At 71.9% G+C, this 14,227-nt stretch carries 11 protein-coding genes; 8 read left to right on the top strand and 3 right to left on the bottom strand.

Annotated features, from left to right (window positions below):
* On the bottom strand, positions 1-302 hold a 302-nt coding region (locus tag JWR86_RS11990; RefSeq protein WP_299565592.1), incomplete at its 3' end, for an LptF/LptG family permease.
* 139 nt (positions 303-441) lie between these two features.
* Here JWR86_RS11990 and JWR86_RS11985 point away from each other — a divergent pair.
* From JWR86_RS11985 to JWR86_RS11970, 4 genes are all read left to right on the top strand, one after another.
* Complete coding sequence (locus JWR86_RS11985; protein ID WP_299565589.1) at positions 442-1,989, top strand: leucyl aminopeptidase; 1,548 nt, start codon at positions 442-444, stop codon at positions 1,987-1,989.
* Between the two features lie 211 nt (positions 1,990-2,200).
* Positions 2,201-2,368 (top strand): hypothetical protein, encoded by a 168-nt coding sequence (locus JWR86_RS11980; protein WP_299565586.1) that lies wholly within the window; start codon positions 2,201-2,203, stop codon positions 2,366-2,368.
* Entirely contained in the window at positions 2,365-2,817 is a 453-nt protein-coding gene (locus tag JWR86_RS11975) for a DNA polymerase III subunit chi (RefSeq protein WP_299565583.1), read from the top strand. The genes JWR86_RS11980 and JWR86_RS11975 overlap by 4 nt, the downstream gene beginning before the upstream one ends.
* Positions 2,818-2,859: 42 nt before the next feature.
* The gene (locus JWR86_RS11970) at positions 2,860-4,395 is read left to right on the top strand and encodes a peptidase S10 (RefSeq protein ID WP_299565580.1); all 1,536 of its coding nucleotides are present in this window, start codon (positions 2,860-2,862) and stop codon (positions 4,393-4,395) included.
* 27 nt (positions 4,396-4,422) lie between these two features.
* Here the strand turns inward: JWR86_RS11970 and JWR86_RS11965 are convergent, their stop codons facing one another.
* The gene (locus tag JWR86_RS11965; protein WP_299565577.1) at positions 4,423-6,864 is read right to left on the bottom strand and encodes an ATP-dependent helicase; all 2,442 of its coding nucleotides are present in this window, start codon (positions 6,862-6,864) and stop codon (positions 4,423-4,425) included.
* Between the two features lie 167 nt (positions 6,865-7,031).
* Here JWR86_RS11965 and JWR86_RS11960 point away from each other — a divergent pair, with 167 nt between their 5' ends.
* Positions 7,032-7,289, top strand: a complete 258-nt coding sequence (locus JWR86_RS11960; protein WP_299565574.1) for a hypothetical protein — start codon at positions 7,032-7,034, stop codon at positions 7,287-7,289.
* Positions 7,290-7,361: 72 nt separating this feature from the next.
* Positions 7,362-8,483, top strand: a complete 1,122-nt coding sequence (locus JWR86_RS11955; protein ID WP_299565571.1) for a M20 family metallopeptidase — start codon at positions 7,362-7,364, stop codon at positions 8,481-8,483.
* A 34-nt stretch (positions 8,484-8,517) separates the two neighbouring features.
* Here JWR86_RS11955 and JWR86_RS11950 read toward each other — a convergent pair whose 3' ends face one another.
* Positions 8,518-9,072: a thioesterase family protein gene (locus JWR86_RS11950; RefSeq protein ID WP_299565567.1), complete on the bottom strand. Its 555-nt coding sequence runs from the start codon at positions 9,070-9,072 to the stop codon at positions 8,518-8,520.
* Positions 9,073-9,198: 126 nt separating this feature from the next.
* On the opposite strand from JWR86_RS11950, the gene JWR86_RS11945 reads away from it, so the two are divergent.
* Together JWR86_RS11945 and JWR86_RS11940 are read left to right on the top strand one after the other, a co-directional pair.
* Entirely contained in the window at positions 9,199-10,623 is a 1,425-nt protein-coding gene (locus JWR86_RS11945; RefSeq protein WP_299565564.1) for an FAD-linked oxidase C-terminal domain-containing protein, read from the top strand.
* A gap of 34 nt (positions 10,624-10,657) precedes the next feature.
* Positions 10,658-14,218, top strand: a complete 3,561-nt coding sequence (locus JWR86_RS11940) for an AsmA family protein (protein WP_299565561.1) — start codon at positions 10,658-10,660, stop codon at positions 14,216-14,218.
* The last annotated feature ends 9 nt before the right edge of the window (positions 14,219-14,227 follow it).

Here is a 14,227-nt window from a genome sequence, read left to right as displayed (position 1 = left end):
CGCAGCAGCCGAACCGGCGACATGCCGGCGGCGCTCATGACGATCAGCTCCGAATCCCCGTTCAGCCGGTTCAGCCCATAGGCGACGGCCACGAACAGAGCCACGGGCGAGATCACTGCGATCAGGGTCGGCAGGGTCAGCGTTGTGACGGTGAGGAAAACCAGAATGGTCTGGCCCTGGGCCGTGATGACGTCGAGCTGGCGCAGGGCGGAGGTCAGCCAGATCACGCCCGTCAGCGCCGCGAGGCAGCCCAGGAAGGCGCCCGCGATGATGCGGAAGATGTAGCGCTCGACCAGGGACATCGCAGGACCGGACTTTAGCTCTTGACTATGACGCGCGGCGACCCGCCCGCCAATGGCACGAGGGCCACACCTCTGGCCGGGAAGTCTGGCCGGATCGAGGCCGGGGGTTGCGACCCTGGCGCACGCCCGGCGATCCTGTATGGCACGGCGGAAGCCGGCGAGCCGCAAGGGCCCGGCAAGGGAGTTGCGCGTGAGCACGATCAGGATCGACCACCAGCCTCTTGCCCGACCGCAGCCCGGCGACCTCGTCGTCCTGGTCCGCGAGGACGTTGCGCCCGGCGCGGAGACCGCGAAGCTGCTGCCCGGGCTCGGTGCGCTGATCCAGCGGGCCGCGGCCGCCGAGACGTTCAAGGGCAAGGCCGGATCGGCCATGACGATCACAGCTCCCGCGGAGCTCGATGGGGTCGGCCGCCTGCACGTGATCGGGCTCGGTCCGGCGGCAGAGGCTGGCAAGCAGGATTGGCGCGCGGTCGGCGGGGCCGTTGCGGCCCGGGTCTCGGGCCGGCAAGCCACCGTGTTCGCGGAGCTTCCCGGACTGTCCGACCCCGGCGAGGCGCTCGCCGCCATGGCGCTGGGGGCGCGGCTCCGTGCCTACAGCTTCGACCGCTACAAGACCAAGAAGAAGGACGATGCGGAGCCGGACGCCAAGGCGACCCGCATCAGCTTCATGTCGCTGAACCCGGAGGCCGCGCGGCTGGCCGATGCACCTTGGGCGGCGGTGGCCGAGGGCGTGACGGTGACGCGCGATCTCGTCAACGAGCCGCCCAACGTGCTCTTTCCGGCGGAGTTCGCCCGGCGCGCCGAGGCCCTCCGGCAGCACGGGGTCGAGGTCGAGATCCTGGGGGAGGCTCAGCTGCGCGAGATCGGCATGCGGGCGCTCGTCGCGGTCGGCGACGGCTCGGTGCACGACAGCTGCGTGGCCCTGATGCGCTGGAACGGCGGCGCACCGGATGCCGCGCCGGTCGCGGTGATCGGAAAGGGCGTCTGTTTCGATTCGGGCGGTATCTCGATCAAGCCCGCCGGCGGCATGGAGGACATGAAGGGCGACATGGCGGGCGCCGCGACCGTGGTCGGGCTGATGCATGCGCTCGCGCGCCGCAACGCCAAGGTCAACGTCATCGGCGCAATCGGCCTGACGGAGAACATGCCGGACGGCAAGGCACAGCGGCCGGGCGACATCATCACTACCCTGTCGGGGCAGACGGTCGAGATGGTGAATTCCGATGCCGAGGGCCGGCTCGTCCTCGGTGACGTGCTTTGGTACGTCCAGGATCGCTATAAGCCGCAGCTGATGATCGACCTCGCGACCCTGACAGGGGCGGTGCTCGTGGCTCTCGGCCAGGAACATGCGGGCCTGTTTTCGAATTCCGACGAGCTGGCGGACAGGCTGATTTCGGCCGGCCGGGTGTCGGGCGAGAAGGTCTGGCGCCTCCCGCTCGCCCCCGAATACGACAAGCTGATCGATTCCAAGTTCGCTGACATGAAGAACACCGGCGGACGGCACGGGGGCTCGATCACGGCAGCGCAGTTCCTGCAGCGATTCGTCCGCGACGACCTGCCCTGGGCGCATCTCGACATCGCCGGCACCGGCATGAACGCACCCAAGACCGAGCTCAACACGAGCTGGAGTTCCGGCTGGGGCGTGCGCCTGCTCGATCAGCTGATCCGCGACCATTACGAAGGGTGACGCGGCGGGCTTGACCTCGCCGCCTCGCGCGCGCATTTCCCGTCCATCCCCCGCGCCCGGCGCTGGGGCCTCCACGAAAGCCGCCAACCCCATGCCCAGCGACAGTCACAGTCGACGGACCGTGTCATCCGAGGCCGCCCCGGGCTGCTGCTGATCACCTGATCGGCTCACCCCGACCGGCCTGGACGGCCCGGTCGTCAGGAGGTGAGCCATGTTACCCAATCCACGCGACCGCGTCCGGCGCGGCGGCTCGACGGCCGCCGTGCTGTGGCTGATGATCCTTCTCGTCTTCCTGCCGATCGCGGCCGGCCACCTTCTGGCGCGCCAAGTCTATGGCGACGGGCCTCGGGCCGAGCAGCGGAGTACGGGGATCGGGTGACCGAGATCCACTTCTACCATCTTCAGCGGCAAGAGCTGGAGGAGGTTCTGCCGACCCTGCTGGCCCGCTCGCGCGAGCGGGGCTGGCGCGCACTCGTGAAGCTGGCCAGCCCGGAGCGGCTCGCCGCCCTGGACGACCGGCTGTGGAGCCATCCGGAGGACAGCTTTCTGCCGCATGGAGCCGAGGGCGCCGGGGACGAGGCCGACCAGCCGGTTCTCTTGACGGTGTCGGACGGCAACCCGAACGGGGCCGCGATCCTGTTTCTGCTGGAAGGCGCGGCCTGGCCGGCCGACGTGGCCGGGTTTGAGCGCGTGGCGCTCTTGCTGGACGGGCGCGACGAGGAGGCGGTGGCAGCCGCCCGCGCCGATTGGCGGCGCTGCAAGGCGGCCGGTCATCCCGTCACCTACTGGGCCCAGGACGACGGCGGACGCTGGCGGAACCGGGCGTAACGCCGCGTCGCGTCTCCGGCCTGTCTCGCCTATCCTGGCCGGATGAGCTTGCACGCATCCGCCCGATGGTTCGGCCTTCTGCTCTGCGGGCTCCTCGCCGCAGGCCCCGCTCAGGCCCAGCCGGCGCCCGCGCAACAGCGGGTCGCGGCGCCCGAAGGTCGGCGGCTCCCAGCCGATTCGACAACCAAGCACCGCCTCGACCTGCCGGGCCGCAGCCTGGACTTCGTGGCCGTAGCCGGCAGCCTGCCGCTGACCGATCAGGCCGGTGCCGTGCAGGCGGAGGTGGCGGTGACGAGCTACCGGCTGGCCGGCGCCGATCCGGCGACGCGCCCGGTCACCTTCGCGGTGAATGGCGGGCCGGGCGCCTCCTCGGCCTACCTGCACCTCCTGGTGGCCGGGCCCTGGCGGCTGCCCGTGGACGGGGCCTCGATCAGCCCGTCCGCGCCGCCCGCCCTGGTGCCCAATGCGGAGACCTGGCTCGATTTCACCGACCTCGTCTTCATCGATCCAGTCGGCACCGGTTACAGCCGGGCGAACGGCCCGGACGAGCAGACGCGCGACCGCTACTTCTCGGTGGAGGGCGACATCTCGGCATTGGCCGCCGTGGTGGCGCGGTGGCTGCGCGAGAACGAGCGGCTCGGCTCGCCCAAGTTCTTTCTCGGCGAAAGCTATGGCGGGTTCCGGGGCCCCCTCCTGGCGCAAAAGCTGCAGGAGGATACGGGGATCGGGCTCTCGGGCCTGGTTCTGGTCTCGCCCGTGTTCGATTTCGGCTGGCTCTCCGAGCCGCGTTGGAAGCCGATGGAATTCGTGACCCGGTTGCCCTCGCTGGTGGCCGCCGCGCGTGAGCGCCGGGGACCGCTCGCCCGCGCTGACCTCGCCGAGGCGGAGAGCTACGCCTCGGGCGAGTATCTGCTCGACCTCCTGCGCGGTCCGGGCGATGCGGTCGCCCGGGACCGCATGGTGGCTCGCGTTGCGGGCCTCACCGGCCTCGATCCGGCGCTGGTCAGCAGCCGGGGTGGCCGGCTCGACCTGGCGAGCGTGCAGCGCGAGCTGGGCCGGCCCGAGGGCCGCGTCGCCTCCGCCTACGATGCCGGGGTCTCGACCTTCGACCCCGATCCGAGCGCGGCCACGAGCCAGGCCGAGGATGCGGGGCTCGCCCCGCTGAGGGCGGTCTTGAGTAGCGCGGCGGTGGACCACTCCTCGCGCCGCCTCCGCTGGCCCGTGCCGAACGCTCGCTACGAACTCCTGAACGGATCGGTGAACGGGCAGTGGCGGTTCGGGCGCGGCCGGCGGCCGGCCGAATCCTTCTCCGAGCTGCGGGGCGCGCTGGCGCTGGACGGCAACATGCGCGTGCTGGTCGCGCACGGGCTGACCGACCTCGTCACGCCCTATTTCGGCAGCGAGCTGATCCTGCGGCAGCTGCCCGCCTTCGCGGCCTCGCGCAGCAGCCTGGCCACCTATCCCGGCGGGCACATGTTCTACACCCGCGACACCTCGCGGGCCGCCTTCAGGGAGGATGCCCGCTCGCTCTACGAGGCCGCGCTGGCCGCGCGGGCCGGGGCGCGGCGTGGGGGCTGAGCGGCAGCCGACAGCCGGTGTCGGCCGCTAGCCGGCGCTCTCCACGAAGCTGTCCAGCACTGTCTTGCGGCCGGCCTTGTCGAAATCGACCGTGAGCTTGTTGCCGTCCACGGCGGCGACCGTGCCGGGGCCGAACTTTAGATGCAGCACCCGGGCACCGAGCTCGTGCGCGGAGGCGGCGGCGGTGGAGCGGGCCAGGATCTCGCCCTCGATCAGCTGCGGGCCGGCCCGCCGTCCGGGCTGGTTGCGGCGGGGCGGGAAGCCGCCGCGCTGGCCGAACGGGGAACCCGGCTCCGCGAAACCGCCGCGCCAGTCCTCCGGGTCAGCGGCCTGCTCGGCGGCCCGGGTCTGGGCGCGCTGCCAGCCGGGCGTGCTGTAGCTCGAGCCGAACGGCGTCATCCCCTCGAAGCGCGACGCCGTGCGGCCGGAATAGGCCGCCGGCGCCTCGCGCACCTCGACATGCTCCTCTGGCAATTCGTCCACGAAGCGCGACGGCAGGGTCGAGTTCCACATCCCGTGGATGCGCCGGTTCGCCGCAAAGGAGACGAGGGCGCGGCGGCGGGCCCGGGTCAGGCCGACATGGGCGAGGCGGCGCTCCTCCTCGAGCCCGGCCCGTCCGTTCTCGTCCAGCGCGCGCTGCGACGGAAACAGGCCCTCTTCCCAGCCGGGCAGGAACACGGTGCCGAATTCCAGCCCCTTGGCGGCGTGCAGCGTCATCACGGACACGCGGTCCTGGCCCTCGCCCTCGTTGGCATCCATCACCAGCGCGATGTGCTCCAGGAAGCCCGCCAGGTCGGGAAATTCCTCCATGGAGCGGACCAACTCCTTGAGGTTCTCGAGCCGGCCGGCCGCATCGGCGGATTTGTCCTTGGCCCACATGTCCGTGTAGCCGGATTCCTCCAGGACGGTCTGGGCCAGCTCGTGATGCGGGCTGCGCTCGGACACCGCGCGCCAGCGGTCGAAGGAGGCCAGGAGGTCACGGAGCGAGCGGCGCGGAGCGGGTTTCAGCTCGTCGGTTTCGACAAGGTAGCGGGCCGCCTGGACCAGCGGCACGCGGGCGCTCCGGGCATGGGCGTGCAGGACGTTGAGCGTGGCGTCGCCGAGCCCTCGCTTGGGCACGTTCAGGATGCGCTCGAAAGCCAGATCGTCGGCCGGCTGAGCGGTCACCCGCAGATAGGCGAGGGCGTCCCGGATCTCGGCCCGCTCATAGAAGCGCGGGCCGCCGATCACCCGGTAGGGCAGGCCCAGTGTGACGAAGCGGTCCTCGATCTCGCGCATCTGCGCCGAGATGCGGACCAGGACCGCGACGTCGGACAGCCGCTCCTTGCGGCTGTGCATGGCTTCGATCTCCGCGCCGATCTGGCGCGCCTCCTCCTCGGAATCCCAGGCGCCTGACACGACGACCTTTTCGCCGGCCTCGTCCTCCGTCCGCAGCGTCTTGCCGAGGCGGTCGCGGTTGTTGGCGATGATGCCGGAGGCCGCTCCCAGGATGTGGCCGGTGGAGCGGTAATTGCGCTCGAGCCGGATCACCGTCGCGCCCGGGAAATCGTGCTCGAAGCGCAGGATGTTGTCGACCTCGGCCCCGCGCCAGCCATAGATCGATTGGTCGTCGTCGCCGACGCAGCAGAGGTTCTTGCGGGCCTGCGCCAGCAGCCGGAGCCAGAGATACTGGGCGACGTTGGTGTCCTGGTACTCGTCGACCAGCATGTAGCGGAAGCGCTCGTGATAGAGCGCGAGCACGTCCGCATTGTCGCGCCAGAGCCGCAGGCACTCGAGCAGGAGGTCGCCGAAATCGACGGCGTTCAGGGTCTTCAGCCGAGCCTGGTAGGCGGCATAGAGCGCTTGGCCGCGGCCGTTGGCGAAGGCCGCCGCCTCGCCGGCCGGCACTTCGGCTGGCTGCAGGCCGCGGTTCTTCCAGCCGTCGATGAAGGAGGCGAGGCCCCGGGCCGGCCAGCGCTTCTCGTCGATCCCGTCGGCCGAGATCACCTGTTTCAGCAGCCGGAGCTGGTCGTCCGTGCCCAGGATGGTGAAGTCGGATCTGAGGCCGACCAGTTCCGCATGGCGGCGCAGCACCTTGGTGCCGATGGCGTGGAAGGTGCCGAGCCAGGGCATGCCCTCGCCGGCCGCGCCGACGAGGTGCGACACCCGCTCCTTCATCTCGCGGGCCGCCTTGTTCGTGAAGGTGACGGCCAGGATGCCGGAGGGCCACGCCTTTCCGGTCGCGATCAGGTGGGCGATGCGGGTCGTCAGCACGCGAGTCTTGCCGGTTCCGGCCCCGGCCAGAACCAGGACCGGCCCGTCCGTGGCCTCCACGGCCTGGCGCTGTTCGGGATTGAGCCCGGCCAAGTAATCGGCCGCCTGCGGCGCCGCGGCGGCACGCGCCCGCTCCGAAATGGAGAGGGCCCGTCCGGCCGGCGGCTCGTCCGCTTCGGCTGCCGGCGACAGCGGGAGGGCTCGCGCGCGATTCATGAGGCTTCCTGGATCATAACCCGCCCCCCGTCGAGGCGACCGGGAGCCACGTCCCTCGCCCTCGGCGTGGGCGGTGGGCGCGGATCGGGCCCCGAACCAGGCTGCGGTTCACGGGTTGTCACCCCATATCATGCAGGCTTGGCCCTGGGAGAAGAGCGATGCGTGCGGTGCTGAGAGCGTGTATGGCCGCCGCCGGCCTCGTGGCCGCCCTCCCGGCCGCCGCGCAGGGCCTCGCGGTCCCGCCCGCCAACAGGGCGGAATCGCAGGTGAACGCGATCAATCGCGCGATCACCGCCGACCAGCAGAACCGGGCGGCCGCCCAGCAGAACCAGTTCGAGGTCAACGCGCTCCGCAACCAGCTCTCGCGCCCGCCCGCGCCCCCGCTGTTTCCCTCCTACGGCGTCGCGCCCGGTCTCGGTCGCTGAGGCCGGGGACGGAGGAGCCCCGCATGGGGCGGCGGCGTTGGCGTGAGATGTGGACCGGCATAGGCTGGGCCGATGACCCTCTCCGCAGACCCCGTTGCCCTCGCCCAGCGTCTGGTGCGCATCCCGTCGGTCAATCCGCCCGGCGATGAAGCACCCTGCGCAGACGCGGTGGCACAGGTTCTCGCCGAGTTCGGATGCGTCGTGGAGAGGTATGAATTCGCGCCCGGGCGGCCGTCACTCGTGGCGCGATTGAGGGGAACCACCGACCAGAAGCCGCTCTGCTTCACGGGGCATGTCGACGTGGTGCCGGCCGGCACGGCGCCGTGGCGTTACGGGCCCTTCGACGGCGTGATCGCCGACGGCATGCTGCATGGCCGTGGAAGCTGCGACATGAAATCCGGCATCGCGGCCTTTCTCACCGCGGCTGCGGACCTGGCCGGGCGGGCACCGCTTCGCCGCGGGCTGACCTTCGTGATCACCTCCGGGGAGGAAACAGGCTGTCAGGGGGCCTTCGACCTGGCCCGCCGCGGCGTTCTCGGCCCAGCCGCCTTGCTGGTGGTGGCCGAGCCGACCTCGAACCAGCCGGTGCTGGCGCATAAGGGTTCTCTCCGGGTGGCCGTCACGGCGCGAGGGCGCACGGCCCATTCGGCGATGCCGGAAGAGGGCGAGAACGCCATCAGCAAGGCCGTGGACTGGATCGGCCGGGTGCAGAAGCTCCGCTTCGAGGCCAGCCATCCGCTTCTCGGGCGGGCCACGGCCGCGGTGACGACCGTGACGGGCGGGCACGCCGCCAATGCGGTGCCGGACCTCGCGCGCTTCACCGTCGATTTCCGCACCCTGCCGGAGGACGACCACCCGAGCCGCCTGCGCGAGCTGCGGGCGCTGCTCGGCGACGAGGCCGAGATCGAGATCCTCACGGATTTCGGCGGCTTCGCCACCCCGCCGGATTCGCCCGCGATCCGGCCGTTGCTCGACCTTCTCACGGGCCGGCTCGGCCGCCCCCCGGCGCTTCTCGGCGCCGCCTATTTCACCGATGCCTCGGCACTGGTTCCAGGCTTCGGCGACGTCCCAACCGTGGTGATCGGGCCCGGAGCTTCGGCCCAGTGCCACAAGACGGACGAGCAGTGTGCGGTGGCGGAAATCCAGGCCGCCAAGGAGATCTACGGCGAGCTGATCAGGCGGGTCTGTCTGTAGGCGGGCGCTGCCGCTCCGGCGTGGGCGGCCGCTCCTAGTGCCGGGTGCGGCTCGTTGCCGGGGCGGCACGCCCGGCCCCCTTGCGCCGGGGCTTGATGCCGATCGAGCGGCCGAGCCGGTCCGGGCGTGGCAGGCCAGCATGGGCCGCCTTCATGGCCGCAAGGTTGAGAAGGATGTCGTCCGGGAAGGCCGTCACCTTCCGTTCCTCCATGGCGACATGGAGAAACATCTTCTCGCAGCTTGCCGCGATCCAGCCGTCGCGATGGTGCCGGATTTCCAGGTAGGCGTGGATGCGCTTCTCGTCGTGATCCACCAGCTGCAGCGTCACCCGGACCTCCTCGTCCACCGCGAGTTCCCGCAGGTAGACGGTGTGGATCTCGGCCGTGAAGTAGGAACAGCCGCGCTCGGCGACATAGCGCTCGCCAAGGCCGACCAGCGCCAGCGCCTCGTCCACCGCCCGGTCGAACAGGACCAGGTAATAGGCCATGTTCATGTGGCCGTTGTAGTCGATCCAGGCAGACTCGACGCGCATCGTTGACGAGACGAACGGCGTGAAGACGAGAATCGGCGGCCCCGCGTCTTCCTTCATAAGCGCCTCCCTGGCCTGCCGGCCCGCACGCCGCGACGCAGCGGGACAGTGTTGCCCTCTGGCCACGTCTGCTACTCTGCCCGATGCTAGAACCCAAGCTCAATCACGTCTCATGCGGGCCGCCCGATGACCGTCATCCACGCCAAGAGCTCGCCAGCGCCCGGGCGCCCGGATGCCGCGACGATTGAGCGGCTCTCGCTGGCGCTGACGCGGCGTTTCGGCAACCGCGTGATCTCAAGCCTGGCTGTGCGCGAGCAGCACGGCCACACAACGACCTGGATCCCCAATCAGCCCCCGGACCTCGTGGTCTTGCCTGAAACCACGGCGGAAGTGGCCGAGATCGTGCGGCTCTGCGCGGCCGAGCGCGTGCCGGTCATTCCGTTCGGAACCGGGACCTCGCTCGAAGGCCACCTCAACGCACCGCTGGGCGGGGTCTCCGTCGACACGAGCCTGATGAAGCGCATCGTGGCGATCCACCCGGAGGACCTCGATTGCGTGGTCGAGCCCGGCGTGACCCGCAAGGAGCTCAACGAGCACCTGCGCGACACCGGCCTGTTCTTCCCGATCGACCCCGGTGCGGACGCCTCCATTGGCGGCATGACGGCGACCCGGGCCAGCGGCACGAATGCCGTCCGGTACGGCACCATGAAGGACAACGTGCTCGCCCTGACGGTTGTGACGCCGTCGGGTGAGATCGTCCGCACGGGCACCCGGGCCCGCAAGAGCTCGGCCGGCTACGACCTGACACGGCTCTTCGTCGGCTCCGAGGGCACCCTCGGCATCGTGACCGAGATCACGCTGAAGCTGCACGGCATTCCGGAGGCGATCTCGGCCGGGATCTGCTCGTTCCCCAGCGTCAAGAACGCCTGCGATGCCGTCATCGCGACCATCCAGTCCGGGCTGCCGGTGGCCCGGATCGAGTTCCTGGACGAGGTGCAGATTCGGGCGTGCAACGCCTATTCCAAGCTGACCCTGCCCGAGACGCCGCTGCTCCTGTTCGAGTTCCACGGCACCGATGCCGGCGTGCGCGAACAGGCCGAGCGCTTCGGCGACATCGCGGCCGAATACGGCGGCAGCGGCTTCGACTGGACCACCCGGGCCGAGGACCGGAGCCGCCTGTGGCAGGCCCGCCACGATGCCTATTGGGCCTCGCTTGGACTGCGGCCGGGCAGCCGTGGGGTGGCGAGCGACGTGTGCGTGCCGATCTCGCGCCTGGCCGAATGCCTCGCGGAAACCAAGGCGGACATCGAGGCAACGGGCCTCGTCGCGCCCATCGCGGGCCATGTCGGGGACGGCAATTTCCATGTCATGCCGCTGGTCGCCATGGAGGATCCGGCCGAGGTCGAGCGTGCGGAGGGCTTCATGCACCGCCTGGTGGAACGCGCCATGCGGATGGACGGGACCTGCACGGGCGAACACGGCGTCGGCCAGGGCAAGATGAAGTACCTGGCGGCTGAGCACGGCGAGCCGGCGCTGGCCCTGATGCGGATGCTCAAGAGCGCCATCGATCCCAACAACATCATGAACCCCGGCAAGATCGTGGCCGCCTGACCGGCGACACTGACCGGGAGCCGAGAGCCGCCCCTTGCGCGACCTTCTGACCGCTGTCGCGGGCCTCCTCATCCTGGTTCTGGCCGCGCTTCTCGCGGTTCCTCCATTCATCGACTGGCCGGCCCATCGCGGGCTCGTCGAGGCCGCCATCGCCCGGGCGCTCGGCCAAGAGGTGCGCACCGCCGGGCCGCTCGACATCAGGCTGCTGCCCTCGCCGCGCATCCGCATGCAGCGGCTGCGGATCGGCTCGGACGACCCGGCCGAGGCCTCGCTGGACGCGCGGTATGTGCGAGCCGAGATCGCCCTCACGCCGCTGCTGGGCGGCGAGGTGCGCTTCCTGGATACCCGCATCGGCCGCGCCGAGTTCAAGCTTCCGACCGGCGCGGGGGGCGAATGGCGCGTGCCGCGCCGGCTCTTTGCCGGGGTCGAGCAGCGGCGCGCCTGGGCCTTCGAGGACCTCGAAGTCCAGCAGTTCCTGCTCACCACCACCGATCCGGCGACGGGTCGCACGGACCAGGCCTATGCCGAGAACGTGCGCGTGCAGGCTCCCTCCTTTGCCGGCCCCTGGCGGCTGGACGGCCGGGCCGGGACGCTGCCGTTCGAGCTCTCGCTCGGCGAGTTCGCGCCCGATCTGTCCGCCTCGCTGAAGCTCCGGGGGGGCGGCGGCACGGCAGGGCCGCGTTTCGACCTCGACGGGCGGCTCGACTTCGCCGCGGGAAACGGGGAGGCGGCTGCGCTGATCCCCCGTTTCGCGGGGACCGGCCGGCTGGTCGCGTCCCCGCCGGCAGCGCCGGCTCCGGGGGAAAGCCGGCTCGGCTTCCAGGCCCAGGCGTCCCTGAAGGCGGCCGGCCGCAGCGTCGAGCTCGATGGCGTCTCGGTCGAGATCGGGGAAGGCACCGGGGCTGTGCGGCTCGCCGGATCCGGCAGCTACCAGGTCGACGATCCGCGCCTCGTCCTGACGTTGGCGGGGCGCCGGGCCGACGCCGCGGCCTTTGCGGCCGCGTACGGGGCGGATCTCCCGGCCGGCCTGGCGGCGCTGCGGCAGGCGCTCGCTGGGCTGCCCGCCGAGCTCTCGCTCCGCCTCGACAGCCTGGCGGTCGGGGGCGACGAGGAGATCCAGAACCTCGCCCTCCGGGCTGGGCTCGAGGCGGACCGGATCCGGATCGACGGGCTCGAACTCGCCGGACCGGGGCGCTCCGCGCTGCGCTTCGAGGGTGAGTTCGTGGATGCCGGCGACGCTGCGGGCGGAAGCGGCCGGCTCGACCTGCAGGCTCAGGACAGCGACCGGTTCGGCCGGTTCGTCAGGAGCCTGCCTGGGCCGCCGGGGTTCGCGGCCGCGTCCGGCCTGCTCGACGGACCCCCGTTCCGGCTCTCCTTCGACCTGACGTTGAGCGACCCCGTCCTGTCCCTCCGCAACCTCAGGGCCGCCCTCGGCGACGCTGCCGCGACCGGCACCGTCCGGTACACCCGGGCCGAACGCGGTGCCCGGGCCCGCCTCGACGGCCAGCTCGCATTGTCGGGGCTGGACGTCGCGCGGCTGCCGGACGGCGGGGCCGTGATGGCGGCGGCACGCGATCTCGATCTCGGCCTCACTCTCGACGCCCGTGACGTCGCCTATCGCTCGGAACGCGGCGGCCGCATCGCCGGTCGGCTCATGACGGACGGGCCGGCCGTGGTGGTCGAGGGGCTCGAGGTGAGCGGCCTCGCCGGTTCGCAGGCCAGCCTGTCGGGCCGCATCGCGCCCGACGGCGGCGGCCGCATCGAGGGCCGGCTCACGGCCCGGCAGGCCGCGCCCCTGGTGGAGCTGTTCGGCCGCGCCTGGCTGGGTGGCCTCGCCCGCCTTCTGCCGGACGTCGTGCGGCAGCAGCCACTGGACCTGGGCGTCACGGCGGAGCGGGTCGGCGGCACGGCAGAGCCAACACTCCGCACCCGGATCGAGGGCGAACTCGCCGGCGGTCCGGTTCGGGCCGAAACCCTGTCCTCCGGAGGGCTGGTGCGGGAGTTCACGGCCCGGCTCTCGACGGGCCGCGACACACTCTGGCTCGGGGGCGCCGAGCCGCGCGGGGCGGCTGCCCCGGCCGAACTCGACCTGTCCGGCCGGCGTAGCGAGGACGGCCGCCTTCGGCTCGAGGCGCGTGGCGAACTCGGCGGAATGCGGGCCGAAACCGTCGAGCCGCTTCGGCTCGGCGCGGCCGACGACCGTGTGGAAAGCGGCGCGGCCGATCTTCGCGCCGACGACGCCTCGCGGCTGCTCGCGGCCTTGGGCATCGCGGCTCCGGGACCTGTGCCTCTGAGGCTTCGGGCCAGCGCGGCCTCGGCGGATCGGCTCGCCGTACGGCTGTCCGGCCGGATCGCGGACCAGGAGGTCGAGGCCGACCTGTCCGGGCGCTCGGTCGGGGAGATCGAGGGGCGTGTGAAGCTGGAGCGGGTCTCCTTGCCCTGGCTCGCCTCCGCCCTCGCCCTGAACCTGCCGCCGCCCGGGGCCGGCGCGGAATGGTCAAGCGCCCGCTTCGGCTCGCCGGTGCAGCTTCCGGTGGCGGGCTCCGTGTCGGTCGAGGCGGCGCTGCTGGAAGGGCCGGGCGGGCTCAAGGGCCGCGACGCCCGGTTCGGGCTCGCCACCCGGCCGGACGGGTTCGCCCTGTCCGGCCTCGAGGTGGCGTTCGGCGAGGGCCGGCTGCGGGGCGGCTTCACGCTCGGCCGGCAGGGCGGCCTCGCGGCCCTCACCGGCGAAGTGGCCGCGGAAGACGTCGCCCTGTCGGGTCTCATCGGGCTGCCCTTCGGACCGGGGCGCCTCTCCGGCTCGCTCCGGTTCGGCGCCTCTGGGGAGAGCGCGGCCGGGCTGGTCGGCGCTCTCGGCGGGGCGGGCGAGATCGGGCTCGACGGCTTTGCCGTGGCGGGGGCCGATCCGGTCGCGATCGGGCGCGTCGCCACCCGCGTGCTGGCGACCGACGATCCGCTGGCCTCGGCGCGCTGGCAGGCGCTGCTGGCGGAGGAACTGGGCCGAGGACCGTTTGCACCCGACGGCGCACGGGCCAGCGTTTCGCTGGTGGCGGGGGCGGTCCGGATCACGCCGCTGCGGCTCAGGGGTCAGGCGGGCTCCTGGCAGGGATCGGCCGTGCTCGACCTCCGCACCCGGACCCTCGAGGCGCGCGGCCTGCTGGAAACCGCCGCGCTGCCCCGCGCCTGGATCGGCGAGGCGCCCATGATCGGGCTGGGCTGGTCCGGACCCTTCGCGCGGCCCGTGCGGATCATCGACCCTGCGCCCCTCGTGAACGGGCTCGCGGCCGTGGTGTTGTCGCGCGAGCTCGACCGGGTCGAGACCTTCGAACGCGACGCGGCCGAGCGGCAGCGCCACCAGGCTCGCCAGGAGATGGACCGTCAGCGGCGCCTCGCCGCAGAAGAAACGGCCCGACAGGCGCGGCTGCGGCAGGAGGCGGAGGAGCGGGTCCGCCAGGAAGCCGAGCGCGAGCGCCAGGAGGCGGAGCGCCGGCACGAGCTTGAGCGTCGGGACCTTGAGCGGCGGCGGCAGCAGGAACTCGACCGCCGCGCGCCCGCGCCGGTGGACATCCGGCCGCCGGTCCAGGGCGGCGGCTGAGGGCGGCTC

The organism is Enterovirga sp. (assembly GCF_028290205.1).
Taxonomy (GTDB): Bacteria; Pseudomonadota; Alphaproteobacteria; order Rhizobiales; family Beijerinckiaceae; genus Enterovirga.
Note: the sequence above shows the minus strand (reverse complement) of the source record. Positions and strands in the feature narration are given on the sequence as shown.